The 17,137-nt window shown below is 68.0% G+C and carries 17 protein-coding genes; 6 read left to right on the top strand and 11 right to left on the bottom strand.

Annotated features, from left to right (window positions below; genetic code table 11):
- Nucleotides 1-66: 66 nt before the first annotated feature.
- The 3 genes from K5K93_RS09085 to ahpC form a co-directional block, all read right to left on the bottom strand.
- Complete coding sequence (locus K5K93_RS09085) at nt 67-1,032, bottom strand: LysR substrate-binding domain-containing protein (RefSeq protein WP_025877947.1); 966 nt, start codon at nt 1,030-1,032, stop codon at nt 67-69.
- Nucleotides 1,033-1,112: 80 nt separating this feature from the next.
- Nucleotides 1,113-2,705, bottom strand: coding sequence for an alkyl hydroperoxide reductase subunit F (gene ahpF / locus K5K93_RS09080; protein WP_033830402.1), 1,593 nt, complete (start codon nt 2,703-2,705; stop codon nt 1,113-1,115).
- Nucleotides 2,706-2,919: 214 nt separating this feature from the next.
- The gene (gene ahpC, locus K5K93_RS09075; protein ID WP_025877950.1) at nt 2,920-3,483 is read right to left on the bottom strand and encodes an alkyl hydroperoxide reductase subunit C; all 564 of its coding nucleotides are present in this window, start codon (nt 3,481-3,483) and stop codon (nt 2,920-2,922) included.
- A 306-nt stretch (nt 3,484-3,789) separates the two neighbouring features.
- On the opposite strand from ahpC, the gene prmC reads away from it, so the two are divergent.
- Entirely contained in the window at nt 3,790-4,647 is an 858-nt protein-coding gene (prmC, locus tag K5K93_RS09070; protein WP_222390638.1) for a peptide chain release factor N(5)-glutamine methyltransferase, read from the top strand.
- Nucleotides 4,648-4,696: 49 nt separating this feature from the next.
- The gene (gene pip / locus K5K93_RS09065; RefSeq protein WP_093818962.1) at nt 4,697-5,638 is read left to right on the top strand and encodes a prolyl aminopeptidase; all 942 of its coding nucleotides are present in this window, start codon (nt 4,697-4,699) and stop codon (nt 5,636-5,638) included.
- A 100-nt stretch (nt 5,639-5,738) separates the two neighbouring features.
- Here pip and K5K93_RS09060 read toward each other — a convergent pair whose 3' ends face one another.
- Complete coding sequence (locus K5K93_RS09060; RefSeq protein ID WP_032977486.1) at nt 5,739-6,623, bottom strand: LysR family transcriptional regulator; 885 nt, start codon at nt 6,621-6,623, stop codon at nt 5,739-5,741.
- A 106-nt stretch (nt 6,624-6,729) separates the two neighbouring features.
- Here K5K93_RS09060 and K5K93_RS09055 point away from each other — a divergent pair, with 106 nt between their 5' ends.
- A complete protein-coding gene (locus K5K93_RS09055; protein ID WP_222390637.1) occupies nt 6,730-8,148 on the top strand; it encodes an MFS transporter in 1,419 nt (472 codons plus the stop codon).
- Nucleotides 8,145-8,816, top strand: coding sequence for a hypothetical protein (locus tag K5K93_RS09050; RefSeq protein WP_222390636.1), 672 nt, complete (start codon nt 8,145-8,147; stop codon nt 8,814-8,816). Before K5K93_RS09055 ends, K5K93_RS09050 begins: the two co-directional genes overlap by 4 nt.
- Before the next feature lie 115 nt (nt 8,817-8,931).
- Here K5K93_RS09050 and K5K93_RS09045 read toward each other — a convergent pair whose 3' ends face one another.
- The 4 genes from K5K93_RS09045 to K5K93_RS09030 are packed head-to-tail and all read right to left on the bottom strand — an operon-like array spanning nt 8,932 to nt 11,792.
- Nucleotides 8,932-9,729: an N-formylglutamate amidohydrolase gene (locus K5K93_RS09045; protein WP_222390635.1), complete on the bottom strand. Its 798-nt coding sequence runs from the start codon at nt 9,727-9,729 to the stop codon at nt 8,932-8,934.
- Complete coding sequence (locus K5K93_RS09040; protein ID WP_093818967.1) at nt 9,722-10,276, bottom strand: NUDIX hydrolase; 555 nt, start codon at nt 10,274-10,276, stop codon at nt 9,722-9,724. Before K5K93_RS09040 ends, K5K93_RS09045 begins: the two co-directional genes overlap by 8 nt.
- Nucleotides 10,273-11,217: a 5'-3' exonuclease H3TH domain-containing protein gene (locus tag K5K93_RS09035; RefSeq protein WP_258954322.1), complete on the bottom strand. Its 945-nt coding sequence runs from the start codon at nt 11,215-11,217 to the stop codon at nt 10,273-10,275. Before K5K93_RS09035 ends, K5K93_RS09040 begins: the two co-directional genes overlap by 4 nt.
- The gene (locus K5K93_RS09030; RefSeq protein ID WP_025877963.1) at nt 11,214-11,792 is read right to left on the bottom strand and encodes a nitroreductase; all 579 of its coding nucleotides are present in this window, start codon (nt 11,790-11,792) and stop codon (nt 11,214-11,216) included. The genes K5K93_RS09035 and K5K93_RS09030 overlap by 4 nt, the downstream gene beginning before the upstream one ends.
- Nucleotides 11,793-12,124: 332 nt before the next feature.
- On the opposite strand from K5K93_RS09030, the gene K5K93_RS09025 reads away from it, so the two are divergent.
- Together K5K93_RS09025 and K5K93_RS09020 are read left to right on the top strand one after the other, a co-directional pair.
- Complete coding sequence (locus K5K93_RS09025) at nt 12,125-14,452, top strand: DUF1631 domain-containing protein (protein WP_222390633.1); 2,328 nt, start codon at nt 12,125-12,127, stop codon at nt 14,450-14,452.
- Between the two features lie 52 nt (nt 14,453-14,504).
- Entirely contained in the window at nt 14,505-15,584 is a 1,080-nt protein-coding gene (locus K5K93_RS09020) for an NAD(P) transhydrogenase subunit alpha (protein WP_222390631.1), read from the top strand.
- An 89-nt stretch (nt 15,585-15,673) separates the two neighbouring features.
- On the opposite strand, the gene K5K93_RS09015 is transcribed toward K5K93_RS09020, so the two are convergent.
- Genes K5K93_RS09015 through K5K93_RS09005 form a run of 3 tightly spaced genes read right to left on the bottom strand, consistent with a single transcriptional unit; the run spans nt 15,674 to nt 17,049 of the window.
- The gene (locus tag K5K93_RS09015; protein ID WP_222390628.1) at nt 15,674-16,138 is read right to left on the bottom strand and encodes a DUF3106 domain-containing protein; all 465 of its coding nucleotides are present in this window, start codon (nt 16,136-16,138) and stop codon (nt 15,674-15,676) included.
- Nucleotides 16,139-16,141: 3 nt separating this feature from the next.
- The gene (locus tag K5K93_RS09010) at nt 16,142-16,468 is read right to left on the bottom strand and encodes a hypothetical protein (protein WP_222390626.1); all 327 of its coding nucleotides are present in this window, start codon (nt 16,466-16,468) and stop codon (nt 16,142-16,144) included.
- On the bottom strand, nt 16,465-17,049 hold the full coding sequence (locus tag K5K93_RS09005; RefSeq protein ID WP_093818972.1) for an RNA polymerase sigma factor: 585 nt from the start codon (nt 17,047-17,049) through the stop codon (nt 16,465-16,467). The genes K5K93_RS09010 and K5K93_RS09005 overlap by 4 nt, the downstream gene beginning before the upstream one ends.
- Nucleotides 17,050-17,137: the final 88 nt, after the last annotated feature.

The raw sequence follows: 17,137 nt of genomic DNA, 5'->3' as shown, positions 1-17,137 counted from the left end.
CTGTATTGTGGGGACAAATGCGGCCGGAATCGACTCCCGCCGGTTTCGATGCCCGGCTGCGGTGTCTCAGCCGTTCAGCACGGGCGTGGGCGGGGTGGCAGCATCGCCGCTTGGCGGGGCCAGCGCCTCCAGCGTGAACAGCGCATCGGGCAGGCGCTTGAACTGCTCGGCCAGCTCCATCAGGAACTCGTTCATCGCCGAGCTGCGGCGCCAGATCATGGCGATGCGACGGCTGGGACGGCCCTCGCCGACGAAGTCGAGCAGGCGGATGTTGTTCGAGCGCGGCACCGGCGGCTGTACCGACAGGCTGGGCAGCAGGGTGATGCCCACGTCGGCGGCGACCATCTGTCGCAGCGTTTCCAGGCTGGTAGCGCGGAATTCGGATTTTTCGTTGGCGCCGAACAGGCGACAGACTTCCAGCGCCTGGTCACGCAGGCAGTGGCCGTCTTCCAGCAGCAGCAGCTTCTGCGTGGCCAGTTCCTGTACGTCCAGATGCTCGCGCGTGGCCAGCGGGTGGCGGCCGGATACGGCCAGCAGGAACGGTTCCTCGAACAGGAATTCGGCATGCAGCTGGTCGTCGATCACCGGCAGGGCCAACAGTGCGGCGTCGAGCCTGCCTTCGCGCAGGCGCTCCAGCAGCACATCGCTCTTTTCCTCCACCAGCAGCAGTTCCAGCTCGGGGAAGCGCGTGCGGATGCGCGGAATCACGTGCGGCAACAGGTAGGGGCCCAGGGTGGGGAAGATCCCCAGGCGCACCGTGCCAGCTTCGGGATCGCGGCTGCGTCGCGCCGCTTCCTTCAGCTGTTCCACTTCGGCCACGATCACCCGTGCCCGCGCGGCCGCTTCGTGGCCGGCGGGGGTCAGCATGACCTTGCGCGGTGCGCGTTCCACCAGCGGCAGGCCCAGTTCCTCTTCCAGCTTGCGGATCTGGGTCGACAGCGTGGGCTGGCTGACGAAGCAGGAGGCGGCGGCCCGGCCGAAGTGCTTGTGATCGGCCAGGGCCACCAGGTATTTCAGGTCACGCAGGTTCATCCTCAGACCTCTCGGGGTACTGCACCGGCAGGGCGCGCCCTGCCGGCTGATGGTGCTCCCGATGGCCTGGGAACATTGGATCAGGCTGCTTCGGCCACCGCACCGCTGCTCTTGGGAACCGAGGAGCGGATCAGGTGGTCGAAAGCGCTCAGTGCGGCGGTCGAACCGGCGCCCATCGCAATGATGATCTGCTTGTAGGGTACCGTCGTGCAATCGCCCGCGGCGAACACGCCCGGCAGATTGGTCTGCCCGCGGTCATCGATGACGATCTCGCCACGCGGCGAAAGGGCCACGGTGTCCTTCAGCCATTCGGTGTTCGGCAGCAGGCCGATCTGCACGAAGATGCCTTCCAGTTCGACGCGATGGGAGTCGCCGCCAACACGGTCCTTGTAGACCAGGCCGGTGACGCGGCTGCCGTCGCCCAGCACTTCGGTGGTCTGCGCGCTGGTCAGCACGGTGACATTGGCCAGGCTGCGCAGCTTCTTCTGCAGTACTTCGTCGGCACGCAGGCTGGAATCGAACTCCAGCAGGGTCACATGCGACACGATGCCGGCCAGATCGATGGCCGCTTCAACGCCGGAATTGCCGCCGCCGATCACTGCAACGCGCTTGCCCTTGAACAGCGGGCCGTCGCAGTGCGGGCAGTACGCCACGCCCTTGTTGCGGTACTGGTCTTCGCCGGGCACGTTCATCTGCCGCCAGCGCGCGCCGGTGGACAGGATCACCGACCGCGACTTCAACACCGCACCGTTTTCCAGCTGCACCTGCACCAGGCCGTCTTCGCCGGCGGGCACCAGCGCACTGGCGCGCTGCAGGTCCATGATGTCGACTTCGTACTCGCGCACGTGCTGTTCCAGCGCCGTGGCCAGCTTCGGGCCCTCGGTCTCCTTCACCGAAATGAAGTTCTCGATCGCCATGGTGTCCAGCACCTGGCCACCGAAACGCTCGGCGGCGATGCCGGTACGGATGCCTTTGCGCGCGGCATAGATCGCCGCAGCGGCGCCGGCCGGGCCACCACCGACCACCAGCACGTCGAAGGCGTCCTTGGCGGCGATCTTCTCGGCATCGCGCTTGCTGGCGTTGGTGTCCAGCTTGGCCACGATCTGCTCCAGGGTCATGCGGCCCTGGTCGAACACCGCGCCGTTGAGGTAGACGGTCGGCACCGACATGATCTCGCGCTGCTCGACTTCCTCCTGGAACAGCGCGCCGTCGATGGCCACGTGCTGGATGCGCGGGTTGAGCACCGCGGCCAGGTTCAGTGCCTGCACCACGTCCGGGCAGTTCTGGCAGGACAGCGAGAAATAGGTTTCAAACCGGTAGTCGCCTTCCAGGTTCTGCACCTGCTCGATCAGTTCGGCAGTGGCCTTGGACGGATGCCCGCCGACCTGCAGCAGGGCCAGCACCAGCGAGGTGAACTCGTGGCCCATCGGCAGGCCGGCGAAGGTCAGGTGGATGTCCTGGCCCGGCGTGCCCAGGTCGAAGGACGGTACGCGGCCCTGGCCGTCGCGCAGCACCTGCAGCGAGATCTTGTCCGACAGGCTTTCCAGGGTCTGCAGCAGTTCCAGCATCTCCTGCGACTTGGCACCGTCGTCGGCATGCGCGGTGATCTGGATCGGGCGGGTCACGCGCTCCAGATAGGTCTTCAGCTGCGACTGCAGGTTGGCGTCCAACATGGTCTTCTCCTGGCTTCAGGCAAAACGGGGGCGTGGCACCGCTGTAGAAGGTAGCGGACCAGCGAGGGGGTAGGGGTGAACCCAAGAGGGCAGCGCGGACCTGTGGAAGGGGCGATGCGGGCGCGGCCGTCTTGGGTTCACCCCCACGCCGGCGATGTGGCCGGCACGGGGATGGGCGCGCCGCAGCGTGGGGCTGCGGCAGGCCGGTGCTGCTTCAGATCTTGCCGACCAGGTCCAGCGACGGGGTCAGGGTCTTCTCGCCTTCCTTCCACTTGGCCGGGCAGACCTGGTTCGGGTTGGCGGCGGTGAACTGGGCAGCCTTCAGCTTGCGCAGGGTCTCGGAGACGTCACGGGCGATCTCGTTGGAGTGGATCTCCAGGGTCTTGATCACGCCTTCCGGGTTGATGATGAAGGTGCCGCGCAGGGCCAGGCCTTCTTCTTCAATGTGCACGCCGAAAGCGCGGGTCAGCTGGTGGGTCGGGTCGCCGACCAGCGGGAACTGGGCCTTGCCCACGGCCGGCGAGGTTTCGTGCCAGACCTTGTGCGAGAAGTGGGTGTCGGTGGTGACGATGTAGACCTCGGCGCCGGCCTTCTTGAATTCGGCGTAATGGTCAGCGGCGTCTTCGATCTCGGTCGGGCAGTTGAAGGTGAAGGCTGCCGGCATGAAGATCAGGACCGACCACTGGCCCTTCAGGGTGCTGTCGGAGACCTTGATGAACTCGCCATTCAGGTAAGCGTTGGCTTCGAACGGCTGGATCTGGGTGTTGATCAGGGACATCGTTTTTCCTCTGGGTGAAGGGGAGTGGGTGAATCGACAGGACCTAGGTTACTGGTTCCATTTCGATAAGGACAATGCATTGATTACATCTATTTGATAGATACAGTCTATTGATGTGCGCTGAGCCGGCAATGAATCAGGCCACCTGCATCCTGCAACCCGCTGTATGACAAGGGAAATCGTCAGCGGCTGAGGAAACCGGTCGATAGGTCTCTCATATCCCACCGCAGCGGATCCCGCCCCAGCGAACCTGAACGGTATCCAGACTCTACAATTGCGGGCCCACCCGCTGCGCCAGTGCCTGCCATGCCCGCCGATTCCGAACCGTCCCTGCGCCAGGTCGTGGCCGACGCCAGCGGCCGCCTGGGGGGCGTAGAGGCCCGTCATGAAGCAGAGCTGCTGCTGCTGCATGTGCTGCAGCGACCGCGCAGCTGGTTGTTCGCGCACGCCACCGATCCATTGCCGGCCGCCGAGCAGGCCGCGTTCGAGGCCCTGCTGGGCCGGCGCCTCGCGGGCGAGCCGGTGGCCTACCTGACCGGTCGCCGTGGTTTCTGGACCCTCGATCTGGACGTCGACCCCGCCACCCTGATTCCGCGCCCGGAAACCGAACTGCTGGTGGAACTGGCGCTGGAGCGCCTGCCGCCGGACCGTGCACTGCGGTTGGCCGATCTTGGCACCGGCAGCGGCGCGATTGCCTTGGCCCTGGCCAGCGAACGACCGCAGGCGCAGGTGCTGGCCACCGACGCCAGTTCCGCTGCGCTGGCGGTGGCGGCCCGCAACGCCGCGCGCCACGAGCTGGGCAACGTGCGTTTTGCTGAAGGTGGTCACGACTGGTACGCGCCGCTGCACGGTGAACGCTTCGATCTGATCGCCAGCAATCCTCCCTATATCGCCAGCGACGACCCGCACCTGGAGCAGGGCGATCTGCGCTTCGAGCCGGCCACGGCGCTGGCCTCGGGCGTTGATGGTCTGGATGACATCCGTCGCATCATCGTCGGCGGCGGCGACCACCTGCAGCCCGGCGGCTGGCTGCTGATCGAGCACGGCTGGGACCAGGGCGATGCCATCGGCGCGCTGTTCGAGCAGGCCGGCTACATCGACGTGCAGACCGTGCAGGACCTGGAGCAGCGCGACCGGGTCACCCTGGGCCGGCGACCGGCCTAGAATGGGGGTTCTCCTGCCAAGGGCAGGGCACCACCACGGAGCTGCAAGCATGCGTACGCTGTACCCCGCCATCACCCCTTACGACGTCGGCACCCTGAAGGTCGACGACCGCCACACGCTGTACTTCGAACAGTGCGGCAACCCGGACGGCAAGCCGGTGGTGATGCTGCATGGTGGGCCCGGCGGCGGCTGCAGCGACAAGATGCGCCAGTTCCACGACCCGGCCAGGTACCGCATCATCCTGTTCGACCAGCGCGGTGCCGGTCGTTCCACCCCGCACGCCGATCTGGTGGACAACACCACCTGGGACCTGGTGGCCGACATCGAGAAGCTGCGCGAGCACCTCAAGGTCGATCGCTGGCAGGTGTTCGGTGGCAGCTGGGGCTCGACCCTGGCGCTGGCCTATGCGCAGACCCATCCGCAGCGCGTGACCGAACTGGTGCTGCGCGGCATCTTCATGCTGCGCCGCTGGGAGCTGGAATGGTTCTACCAGGAAGGCGCCAACCGCCTGTTCCCGGATGCGTGGGAGCACTACCTCAAGCCGATTCCGGCGGTGGAACGCCACGACCTGATTTCCGCCTTCCATCGCCGCCTGACCAGCGAAGACGAAGCAACGCGCCTGGACGCGGCCAAGGCCTGGGCGGTGTGGGAGGGTGCGACCAGCTTCCTGCACGTGGACGACGACTTCATCAACAGCCATGAAGACCCGCACTTCGCGCTGGCGTTTGCCCGCATCGAGAACCACTACTTCGTCAACGGCGGTTTCTTCGAGGTGGAAGACCAGCTGCTGCGCGACGCGCACCGCATCGCCGACATCCCGGGCGTGATCGTGCACGGCCGCTACGACGTGGTCTGCCCGCTGGCCAATGCCTGGGACCTGACCAAGGTGTGGCCGAAGGCGAAGCTGGAGATCACCCCGGCCTCGGGGCACTCCGCGTTCGAAGCCGAGAACGTCGACGCGCTGGTGCGTGCCACCGATAGTTTCGCCTGATCGGTAGTGCCGGCCGCTGGCCGGCAACGCCCTGCCGGTAGCGCCGGGCCATGCCCGGCGGCATTTGCGTTGGAAACGCTCATCCACGCGCGGCGTGGATCTACCAATCCCCGGCCAACAACGCTTCGGCCAGCACCTGCAGTTTCGGTGAGTGCTGGCGCGACGGCGGGTAGATCAACGACAGCGCGCGGCTGCGGCCTTCAAACGGCTGCAGCACGCGCTGCAGGCGGCCATCGGCCAACGCGTCGGCCACCGCGAAATCCATCACCTGCACGATGCCGATGCCCGCAATCGCTGCCTCCACCAACGGGTCGCCGCAGTCGAACACCATCCGCGTCGGCGGCGTGACCTCGCGCAGCTGCCCGTCCTGCAGGAACTGCCAGTCCACCAGCCGGCCGCTGCGCAGGTTGCGCACCGCCAGACAGGCATGGTTCTGCAAGGCCGCCACATCGGCCGGCTCACCCTGCGCGGCCAGGTAGGCCGGGCTGGCCACGGTCACCCAGCGCAGGGGCTTCAACGGCCGCGCCACCATGCGCTGGTCGGCGATGGTGCCGGTGCGCAGGGCGGCGTCGAAGCCTTCCTCCACCAGATCCACCAGGCGGTCGCTGAGCACCGCTTCCACCTGCAGCTGCGGATGCTGCTGCAGCAACGGTCCCAGCAACGGCACCAGCACCTTGCGCCCGAACATCGACGGAGCGCTGATCTTCAACGTACCCGAGGGCGTACAGGGGCGGTCGGCCAGCAGCCGCTCGGCGTCTTCCATCCCGCACAGCAACGGTCCCACCTGCTCGACGAACTGCTGGCCATCGGGGGTCAGCGCGACATTGCGCGTATTCCGCTGCAGCAGCTTCACCCCCAGCGAGGCTTCCAGCCGGCCGATCGCGCGTGACAGCCCGGACTGGCTCAGGCCGAGCTGGCCTGCGGCGACGGTGAAGCTGCGCGCCTCAGCCACCTGCACCAGCATGCGCACCGCGTTGAGGTCCATCGAGGATCCATTCATGCGGAAAATCATGACAGAAATCGCGCTGAGGGGGTTTATTGATTCAGCTGCATCAATGAGACTGCCGTCCCCCCTCCGAACCGGGCGCCGCATGCCTCCCCTGAAATACCCGCGTTGGGCGCTGACCCTGCTGGCCACCGCGCAGCTGATCATCGCGCTGGACGCCACCATCATCTTCGTCGCCCTGCACGACATGGGCCGCGCGCTGCAGATCAATGCGCAGCAGCTGCAGTGGGTGGTCAGCGCCTATACGGTGGCCTTTGGCGGCAGCCTGCTGCTGGGCGGGCGTGCGGCCGATCTACTGGGCCGCCGCCGCTTCTACCGGCTGGGCATGCTGCTGTTCGCGCTGGCCTCGCTGCTGGGTGCGCTGGCGCCCAATGCCACGCTGCTGATCGTGGCACGTGCGGCGCAGGGCATCGGTGCGGCGCTGCTGTTTCCGGCCACCCTGGCCCTGATCAATACGCTGTACGCAGAAGGCCCGGTGCGCAACCGCGCGCTGGCAATCTGGAGCATGGCCAGTGCGGCGGGCCTCGCATTGGGGACGCTGCTGGGCGGCGTGCTGACCCAGGCGTTCGGCTGGCCGGCGGTGCTGGCGGTGATCGTGCCGTTGGCCGCCGCCTGTGCAGTTGCTGCGGGCGCGTGGCTGCCGGCCGATGGCCCGCGCGTGCGCGGCCGTTCCTTCGACCTGGCCGGTTGCCTCACCGTCACCGCCGGCGGCAGCCTGCTGGTCACCACCCTGGTGCAGGGGCCGGAATGGGGCTGGACCGCGCCGGCCACGCTCATCTGCCTGTTGCTGTCAGCCGTGCTGCTGACGGTGTTCGTGCAGATTGAAAAGCGCAGCCGCGATCCGCTGATGCAGTTCGCGCTGCTGCGCCTGCCCGGGCTGCGTGCAGCACTCGGCCTGACCTTCGCGTTCATGAGCAGCTATGGCGTGCAGTACTACTTCCTGGCGCTGTACTTCCAGGATGGCTATGGCTGGAGCCCGCTGCAGGCCGGCATGGCCTTCCTGCTGCCGACGCTGGTGTGCACCTTCGGCATCCGCATTGCCGAGCGCATGCTGCAGCGCCGTTCGCCGCGGCAGGTGCTGGCCTGGGGCTTCGCTGCCGGTGCCCTCGGCATCACCGCAGTGGCGCTGGCGATGCCGCACGGCGCCAGCTACTGGCCGCTGCTGCCGGGCATCGTGGTGCTCAGCGTGGGCCAGGGCATGAGCTGGACGGCGATGTGGATCGTGGCCGGGCAGGGCGTGCCGGGGCCGCAGCAGGGTGTGGCGGCCGGCATGGCCGCCACCGCACAGCAGATCGGCGGCGCGTTGGGACTGGCAGTGCTGGTGATGGTGGCCAACGCCGCACGGGGCACGCAGGCGGCAACCAGTCCTGATGCCCTGCAGGGCATGGTCAATGCACAGTACGGTGCCGCGCTGTTCGCCGCGCTCGGCGTGGTCATCGCGCTGGGCCTGCGTCCGGCACGGGTAGACTGCAGCTCTCCCGACGCGCTGCCCAACGACGCATGATTGCACTGCTTGATCTTCGCCAGACGCTGGACGCGTTTGCCGCCTGCAATGACGACCACGACGTATGGGCGTCGTTCGGCTGGGTGCATGCCAGCGAGGGCGATCTGCTGACAGCGCGTTTCTGGTTGCCGGCAGATGAAGACGCCGCGTTCGATGATGACGGTGAGGTGCCCGAGGCCGTGCAGGCGCTGGGCCTGTCGGCCTGCCTGGAACCGGCCACGTTCGCTGACGTACTGGATGTGCAGAAGCGCCAGCGTCCGCTGTCATCCCTGCAGGAGTACGCCGAAGCGCTGGCGTACTACGCCGAGTACGACGCCTTCCTGGAGGTGGACGGTGTCGATGAAGCGCTGGGCGAGGCGGGTGCCGCCGAGCAGGACGCTGCGCGCGCAGCCGGTGTCGGGCCGGGCATCTTCGCCGCGTTCGAGTTGACGCTGGCGGCGTGTGCGGGCGAACAGGTCAAGGCTGCGGCACAGCGCGTCGCGCAGCTGCTCGACATTCCGGTGGGCGAAGCGCTGGCACGCTGTCGCGCGCTGCCGGTGGTGCTGGGTGAAGCACTGGATCAGCTTCGTGCGCAGGCGATCAAGGACGATTTTGAAGCGATCGGCGTCCGCCTGCAGGTGCGCGGATTCAAACCGTTCCCGTGGATGGATGTTCCCGTGCTGCGTTGACGAAAATCATCCACGCATGGCGTGGATCTACTGGGAACCGGCCTCGTTCTTTCTTTTCGCCGAATGCGGATGTCCGCCAGCGCTGCAGTAGATCCACGCCATGCGTGGATGGGGGTCATCCGAACGCCAACAACTGCGGCTGCAAGGCGCTGAAAATACGCGCCAGCCGCTCCGCCCATGCCTGCTGCCCGGCGGCATCGGCGATCAGGTCCTGGCGGATTTCCAGTTCCACATGCACCAGGCCGCGACCTTCGCCATGCACCGGCACCGCGTAGTCGCTGCTGCTGTTGACCGAATACGGTTCGTTGTCGCCCACCACCAGGTCGCCTTCATCGCGCAGTGCCTGCAGCAAGGCGTGGGCAAAACGCGTGTCCTGGTGGTACAGCACGCCGGCGTGCCAGGGGCGCTGCATGCCGTTCATCACCGGGGTGAAGCTGTGCATCATCACCAGCAGCGTCGGCCGTCCCGCATCGCGGCGCGCATCCAGTTCGGCATCAATGCGCGCGTGGTAGGGCGCGTGGATCGCATCGATGCGCTGCTGCCGCTGTGCGGACGACAGCCCGGCATTGCCCGGCACCACGGTATGGTCGCTGACCTCGGGGATCAGCGTCGGCGAAACCAGCGGCCGGTTGCAGTCGATCAGCAGCCGCGAATAGGTCTGCTCGATCGCCCACGCATCCAGCCGCTCGGCCAATGCACGGGTGGTGCCGCCGATGCCGATGTCCCAGCCGATATGCCGGTCCAGTTCGGCCTGCGGCAGTCCAAGGTCGGCAAGTGCACGCGGCACCCGTTGGCCGGCATGGTCGGCCAGCAGCAGGAACGGCGAGGCGCCCTGCGCGCGGTGCACGCTGAAGATCGCCGGATCGTCGGCGCCCAGCAGTGCGGGCAGCCCGTGCAGGCCGGCGTCAGCCACGGGGCCGGCCGTCCAGATGGTGCTCGATCATCCACAGGCCGGCCCACAGCTTGGCATCGGCTTCATAGCCTTCGGCCATTTTCTGCACCAGCCAGGCGGCCGCCTGCGCGCGCGGCACTTCATGCACGGTGATGTCCTCGCTCTCGTCGCCGCCGCCTTCGCCGATGCGACGCAGGCCGGTGGCACGCACGAAGGCGATCTTCTCGCTGCTGGCACCGGAGGAGGTGGGGCCGATCATCAGCACTTCGGCGTGCTCGGCAGTCCAGCCGGTTTCCTCTTCCAGCTCGCGTACAGCGGAAACTTCGATGGACTCGCCCGCATCGATGTCGCCGACCAGCCCGGCCGGCATCTCGATGGTCGACGCCTGCAGCGGCACGCGGAACTGTTCGACGAACAGCACCTTGTCCTCGGGGGTGACGGCAATGATGATGGCGGCGAGGCCGCCGGCGTGGGTGCGTTCGCTGTATTCCCAGCTGCCGCGCACGACCATGCGCTGGTACTTGCCTTCGTAGACGACACGCGGTGCTTCGGTGTTGCGCTGGCTCATGCGGGCTCGCTGGAAGTAGGGAAGGGGTCGGAAATGCCGGCGGCACTGAACAGCCGGCGGCGGGTCATGGGGCCGAAGCGCAGGGTCTGGCACAGGCCGCCGAGCAGCTCTGGATCGGCCGCCTGGCGCGGCATGCCGGGCTGGCAGCCTTCCAACGGTGCGTCCAGGGCGATGGTGGTCAGCTGGCGCCAGAGCTGGGCGTGCTCGCGCTGCTCGCGCAGGCGCACGGCCATCTGGGCCGCGCCGCGCAGGCGCAGGAACGGCACTTCGTCCAGGCGTTCGTACAGCACGTCCATGCTGCCGAAATGGGCCAGCAGCACGGCCGCCGACTTGGCACCGACACCGCTGATGCCCGGAATGTTGTCGACCGCATCGCCGCACAGCGCCAGGTAATCGGCGATCTGGTGCGCGTGCACGCCGTGCCGGGCCTTGACCCCGGCCACGTCCCAGCGCTGGTTGCGTGCGTAATCCCATTGCTCGTCATGGTCGAGCAGCAGCTGCGACAGGTCCTTGTCGGCGGAAATGATCACGCCGCGATGGCTGCTGCGGTGGCCATGCAGGGCGCTGCCGATCAGGTCGTCGGCTTCGTAATCATGGTGCGCCAGTACCGCCAGGCCGAGCGCTGCGCACAACGCCTTGCAGTGCACGAACTGGCGCTTGAGCGCTTCCGGCGCCGGGTCCCGGTTGGCCTTGTAGGCCGGGTACAGGCGGTGACGGAAGCCACTGTCCAATGCCTCGTCGAAGGCGATGGCGATGTGCCGTGGGCGTTCGCGCTCCAGCAGGTCCAGCAGGAAACGGGCGAATCCATGCACGGCGTTGGTCGGCCAGCCCTGGCTGTCCTGGAATTCGTCCGGCAGCGAATGCCAGGCGCGGAACACGTAGATACTGGCGTCGACCAGGTACAGCGGCGGCGGTATCGCCACGGGAAGCACGGCGCTCACTGGCCGGTCCAGTCCTGCAGCAGGGCCGCGGCATCGGGGCGCTCGCGCTCGGGCACTTCGGCCTTGGGCGTGCCGATGTGGATGAAGCCGGCAATGCCTTCGCCCTCGGCCAGCCCCAGATGGGCGTGCACGGCAGGATCGAAGGCCATCCATGCGGTCAGCCACTGCGCGCCGAAGCCCAGCGCCTGTGCCGCCTGCAACAGGGCAAAGCACACGCAGCCGGCGGTCATCAGCTGTTCCTGTGCCGGTACCTTCGGGTCCGGGCGGGGGCTGGCCACCACCACGATCACCAGCGGTGCATGGCTGAAGCGCTGGCGGTCCTTCTCGAACACGGCGTCGCCGGCATGCGGGTCGCGCTCACGGCTGCGCGCGGCCAGGAAGTCGCCCAGAGTGTGACGCGCATCGCCGGCGATCTTCAGGAAGCGGAACGGTACGCGCTTGCCGTGGTCGGGCACGCGGACCGCCGAGGTCAGCATCCGCTGCAGGGTGGCCGGGTCCGGTCCGGGCTCGCCCAGTTGCCGCGAGGGCACCGAGCGGCGGGCATCCAGGGCAAGCAGGGCGGCAGGGTCGGGCATGGAGTCTGAACCGGTCATCACGGGTCGCTGATTATAGTCGGGGAGGTAGATGACGCCGTTTGTGTCGCGTCAGACCCCTGAATAGCAAACTGTGATGAACATCATGCCACTGGCGGATCACGGAGCCCCGCTTCCCCTCGCCTCGCAGGCCCTGCACGGCTTACGATACGTAATATTGCCGGGCCGCCGTTCATGAGGTTTGAAGTGAGGACTGTTTCACTGTCCGCGATGGGCTGGGCGGCCTACCATCGAGGGACCGGTGCATGGGGTGTACCGGCCGTCGCGATGTCCATGATGTCTGTTGCACCAGAGAAGGTGGGGAGCCTTCCCGAATGATGAGCGCGCCCACTCCGATGGGATCGCCGGGCCGTGACCCGGCCCAGCTCCAGCTTGCCCGGGACATCGTCCTGCCGGCGTTGTGCCAGGCCTTTGGCGCGGCACTGGCCCGCTTCGACGATGCCCTGTTCGACCGTGCCGGCAATGCCGGCTCGTCGCAGTTGCTGTTCCTGGACGCGATGCGCGAGCTGCGTCGCCGCCGTGAAGAGATCGCCGGTGCTTTTGCCGCCCATCTCGGCCATGCCTGGGCCGGCCTGGCGGCGGGCGAGCCCGTCTCTGCCGAGTTGACCCTGGCTGGGCAGGCCCAGGACGGCCTCAGTCTGGTGCCGGAACATGTACTGGAATCGCGGTTGGCGGTGCGCAACTTCGCCACCGTGCTGCTGCGCGACTTCAAGCCGGTGCTGGCACGGCTCGACCGCCGCCTGGGCTGGCTGGGCGGCGGTATCGAACTGGATGCCGACCGCAACCCGATCAGCCCCGAGCACCTGGGCGTGGCCATCCACGAAGCCTTTGCTGGCTGCGAGCTGGCCCCGGAAGTCCACCTGGTGTTGATCAAGCTGTGCGAGCGCGACATGCGCGCGCCGGTGGGTCGCATCTACGAGAAGCTGGACGAGCACCTGGCTGCGGCCGGGGTGATGTCGCAGATGGGCGCCCCGCGGCGACCGCTGGCACCGGCTCCGGGCCCCGCCCAGCATGTGCCACATGGCCTGGATGATCTGGTCGAGCAACGCACGGCATCGGGCTTCGACAACGAATTCAATGACGACGAACAGGCCGCGCCGGCCTGGGCACAGCGGTTTGCCGCGCGCTGGTCCGAGCGTCGTGGCCACATGCAGCAGCATGCCGGTGGCGAAGAGAGCCCGTCCGGCGAAGCCTATTCCGGCCAGCAGGGCATGCTGCTGGAAGCGCTGCACGAGCTGTTGCAGCAGACCCGCCACGTGCGCGACGACGCAACCTCTGCGGCGCAGGTCGCGGTCGGCCAGCATCGCCCGTTGAGCCAGCGCGAAATGATGTCGGTGCTGTCGTTGCTGCAGGCCACGCCCAGCGCGACCCTGCGTGCGGCGATCGGCGAAGATGGCGAATCGTTGGCGCAGCGGCTGAAGAGCGAAGTGCTGTCCAGTGCCACCCGGCTGGGCGTCGACCCGGGCCAGACCCGGCTGGACGCCCAGGACGAGGATGCGATCGACCTTGTCGGCATGCTGTTCGACGTGATGCTCGATGAGCGTGAACTGGAAGGCCGCTCGCGTGAGCTGATCGGCCGCCTGGTGGTTCCGTTCGTGAAGGTGGCGATGCTGGACCGCCGCATGTTCGTGCAGAAGACCCATCCGGCGCGCAAGCTGCTCAACTCGCTGGCCGAAGCCTGCGAGGGCAACACCGGCGAAAGCCAGGCCGAACGGATGCTGATGGCCAAGGTGGAGGAGATCATCGAGCGGCTGGTCGCCGAGTTCAACGAAAACCTGGCGATCTTCCTGACCCTGGAAGAAGAATTCCGCGATTTCCTGGTACAGCACCGCCGTCGCGTGGAAATCGCCGAGCGTCGGGCCGCCGAGACCCAGCGCGGCCAGGAAAAGCTGGAAATGGCCCGCACCCGTGCCGGCGCCGAACTGGATCGCCGCATCGGCGATGCCACCCTGCCGCCGGCCATCGCCGAGTTCCTGCGCCAGCCCTGGCAGCACCACCTGACCCTGGCGCTGCTGCGCGAGGGCGAGGAGGGTGCCTCGGTGGCCGAGGCGCTGACCCTGGCTGATGGCCTGCTTGAGGAAGTGGCCGAGGCCCGCCGGCAGATCGTCGGCAAGCCGTGGCTGCAGGCCTGGCAGCCGATGCTGGCCAAGGTGTTTGCCAGCGTCGGCGTGCATGGCGACGCAGCCACCGCAGCCATCGATGCGCTGCACGACACATTGCAGGGCATCGCCGAATCGCGCCCCGAGCTGCAGCGCGCCCTGCCGGAGCTGCCGCAGGTGGTGCTGCCTGCACCGCCTGCCCCGGAAACGCCGGCGGTGGAACTGGGCAGCAGCTTCAATACCGACGATTTCGACAATGCCGATGCCGACCGCTTCCGCCGGATGGAGATCGGCAACTGGCTGGACTTCGTCGACAAGGATGGCAAGGTGCAGGCGGGCAAACTGTCGTGGATCAGCCCGATTTCCTCGCGCCTGCTGTTCGTCAACCGTCGCGGCGTGCGCTTCTGCGTCGCCTCTCCCGAGGAACTGGCGGTGATGGTGCGGCTGGGTCGCCTGCGTCCCCACATCGACGATGGCGCCTTCGACAGCGCCATGCAGGGCGTGCTCGACCGCCTCGACCCGGGTGGTGCGACGCTGCACTGAGCCACGTACGCCTGCTAGGATCGGACCCACTCACCGATCAGCGGGAATCTGCATGGCCGTGGCGTTGCTGGGGATCAAGGAGACCGCGCCGGGCGAACGACGCGTTGCGCTCACGCCGGAAACGGCGCGCAAGCTCGGTGCGCTGGGCATCACCGTGTGGTATCAGCCGGGTGCGGGCCAGGCCGCCGGCTTCACCGATGCCGCCTACGACGACGCAGGTGCCCGCGCCTTCGACGCCGCCCGTTGGGCCGAGATCGACATCCTGCTGTGCGTGCAGGCGCCACCGGCCGAGGTACTGGCCCAGCTCAAGCCGGGCGCCAGTGTGGTCGGCCTGCTGACCCCGGCGGCCGACCCTGCGTTGGCCGCATTGGCTTCGGATGACCGCCTGCACCTGTTCCCGCTGCAGCAGTTGCCGCGCACCACGCGCGCACAGGCGATGGACGTACTCAGTTCGCAGGCCGGCATGGCCGGCTACAAGGCGGCATTGATTGCTGCCGAACGCGCGCCGCGCTTCTTCCCGATGCTGACCACGGCGGCCGGTACCGTGCGTCCAGCCAAGGTGCTGGTGATCGGCGCCGGTGTCGCCGGCCTGCAGGCCATCGCCACCTCACGCCGCCTGGGTGCGCAGGTGGAGGGCTTCGACGTGCGCCCGGAAACCCGCGAACAGATCCAGTCGCTCGGTGCGCGCTTCCTCGACCTGGGGGTGAGCGCGGTCGGCGAGGGCGGTTATGCGCGGGCGCTGACCGATGAAGAGCGTGGTGAACAGCAGCGCCGTCTTGGCGATCACCTGCGCAGCGTGGACGTGGTGATCTGCACTGCCGCGGTGCCGGGACGTCAGGCGCCGACGATCGTCACCGCCGCGATGGTCGAAGGCATGGCCGCCGGCAGCGTGATCGTCGATCTGGCCGCCGAGAGCGGTGGCAACTGCGCGCTGACCGAACCCGGCCACTGCATCGAGCACCAGGGCGTGATCATTGATGGCCCGCTGGGCCTGGCCAGCCGGGGCGCCACCCAGGCCAGCGAGATGTATGCGCGCAACCTGATGAACTTCGTCGCCCTGTTCGTGCGTGATGGCCAGCTGGGTTTCGACTGGGAAGACGAGCTGCTGGCGAAGACGCGCTGGCAGGCCTGAGTCGGTAGCGCCGGGCCATGCCCGGCGAGCGCAGCGGCATCCGGAGAATCCGCCGGGCATGGCCCGGCGCTACCCCTTCAGATGGCGGGCTACCGCGGCTTCGCCGGCGGCGGGTTGTCCCGCACCCATTCCCTGCGTTCGTCTGCGGTCATCTGCGACCAGCGCTCGCGCATGGCATCGCGCTGGGCCGGGCTGAGGTCACGCATCTGGCCGAACAACGCCCGGGCCTGCTCGCGCTGTTCCGGGCTCATGTGCTCGAAGCGGCGCAGGCCGCGGCGGGCCTTGTCGCGCTCTTCCGGGCTCATCGACTGCCAGCGCTGGCCGTGCGACAGCATGCGCTGGCGCTGCGCGGGATCGGCGCCGTTCCAGCGATCACGCAGCGGGGCCAGCAGCGCTTCGCGCTGGGCCGGGCTCAGCTGTTCCCAGTTGGGCAGCGGCGCGGCAGCAGGTGCCGGCCGCGCGGCAGGCGCCGGCGCGGTGGCCTGTGCCAGTGCCGATGCAGCGGGCAGCAGGGTCAGGACGATCAGCAAGGGCAGGGAGGGGTATCGCAGCATGGTTCACTCCATCGCCAGGTCGTTGTCGCCCAGCCACAGGTACAGATCGGGATTCTCGTCGTACAGCGCGCCATTGTCTTCTTCCGCAGCGACGATCGGCGTGCCGATCGGGCGCTGATGATCGCCCGGACCGACGAACTGGACGCCGATGCCCAGCGCGATCACCAGCGAACAGGCGCTGGCCAGCCACCAGCGCCAGCGACCGGCGTGCGCTGCACCGGCGTTGTGACGGGCACTGCGCAGGCGTGCCAGGGTGGCCGGCGACAGCGCCTGCAGCGACTGCGCGTGCAGGCTGCGCAGGGCGTCATCGGAAGGCAGGGGGCGGTTCACGGGTGCATCTCCAGTTGATTCTGCAGCGCCTGTCGGGCGCGCGCCAGATGGGTCTTTACCGCGCCTTCGCTGCAGCCCATGGCGCGGGCGGTGGTGGCCCCGTCCAGGTCCTGCAGCACGCGCAGGGTGAATGCCTCGCGCTGGCGGGCGGGCAGGTCGCGCAGTGCCTGCACCAGCTGCTGGTACTGCTGGCGCTGCTCATGCGCCTGCGCAGGGTCCGGTGCGGGGTCGGCCCAGTCGATCTCGCCGCCATCGGCATCCTGGTTGTCGCGCCAGAACGGCAGGCGGAAACGGCGGCGGCGCTGCAGGTCGATCACGCGCCGGCGCAGGATGCTCCAGAACAACGGCGCCCACTCGGCGGCCGGCTTGTCGGCGTAGTCCAGCATGCGCAGCAGCGCGTCCTGCACCGCATCCAGCGCGTCATCACGCTGGCGCAGGCCGGCCTCGGCGAAGCGGAAGGCGCGCGGCCCGACGCTGGCCAGGAACGCTTCCAGCGAGGCCGGAACGGCGTCGGCATCGGTGGTTGAGGGGACAGGGCTGCTCACCAGCACAGGGTACGGTTCCTCGGCAGGGGTCACCATCGACAACGCGTGAGCGCGGCCGTGGTTGACCGGGACGCGCGCAGGGTTCAGCCCATGGTTATGATGGGGCGACGAAGACAGAGCAGGA

The organism is Stenotrophomonas sp. DR822 (assembly GCF_019793815.1).
In the GTDB taxonomy this organism is placed as follows: Bacteria; Pseudomonadota; Gammaproteobacteria; order Xanthomonadales; family Xanthomonadaceae; genus Stenotrophomonas; species Stenotrophomonas indicatrix.
Note: the sequence above shows the minus strand (reverse complement) of the source record. Positions and strands in the feature narration are given on the sequence as shown.

Coding starts and splice junctions, on each gene's coding strand:
- K5K93_RS09085 (WP_025877947.1), bottom strand. CDS start 1,032: ATGAACCTGCGTGACCTGAAATACCTGGTGGCCCTGGCCGATCACAAG.
- ahpF (WP_033830402.1), bottom strand. CDS start 2,705: ATGTTGGACGCCAACCTGCAGTCGCAGCTGAAGACCTATCTGGAGCGC.
- ahpC (WP_025877950.1), bottom strand. CDS start 3,483: ATGTCCCTGATCAACACCCAGATCCAGCCGTTCGAAGCCAACGCTTAC.
- prmC (WP_222390638.1), top strand. CDS start 3,790: ATGCCCGCCGATTCCGAACCGTCCCTGCGCCAGGTCGTGGCCGACGCC.
- pip (WP_093818962.1), top strand. CDS start 4,697: ATGCGTACGCTGTACCCCGCCATCACCCCTTACGACGTCGGCACCCTG.
- K5K93_RS09060 (WP_032977486.1), bottom strand. CDS start 6,623: ATGGACCTCAACGCGGTGCGCATGCTGGTGCAGGTGGCTGAGGCGCGC.
- K5K93_RS09055 (WP_222390637.1), top strand. CDS start 6,730: ATGCCTCCCCTGAAATACCCGCGTTGGGCGCTGACCCTGCTGGCCACC.
- K5K93_RS09050 (WP_222390636.1), top strand. CDS start 8,145: ATGATTGCACTGCTTGATCTTCGCCAGACGCTGGACGCGTTTGCCGCC.
- K5K93_RS09040 (WP_093818967.1), bottom strand. CDS start 10,276: ATGAGCCAGCGCAACACCGAAGCACCGCGTGTCGTCTACGAAGGCAAG.
- K5K93_RS09030 (WP_025877963.1), bottom strand. CDS start 11,792: ATGCCCGACCCTGCCGCCCTGCTTGCCCTGGATGCCCGCCGCTCGGTG.
- K5K93_RS09025 (WP_222390633.1), top strand. CDS start 12,125: ATGATGAGCGCGCCCACTCCGATGGGATCGCCGGGCCGTGACCCGGCC.
- K5K93_RS09020 (WP_222390631.1), top strand. CDS start 14,505: ATGGCCGTGGCGTTGCTGGGGATCAAGGAGACCGCGCCGGGCGAACGA.
- K5K93_RS09015 (WP_222390628.1), bottom strand. CDS start 16,138: ATGCTGCGATACCCCTCCCTGCCCTTGCTGATCGTCCTGACCCTGCTG.
- K5K93_RS09005 (WP_093818972.1), bottom strand. CDS start 17,049: ATGGTGACCCCTGCCGAGGAACCGTACCCTGTGCTGGTGAGCAGCCCT.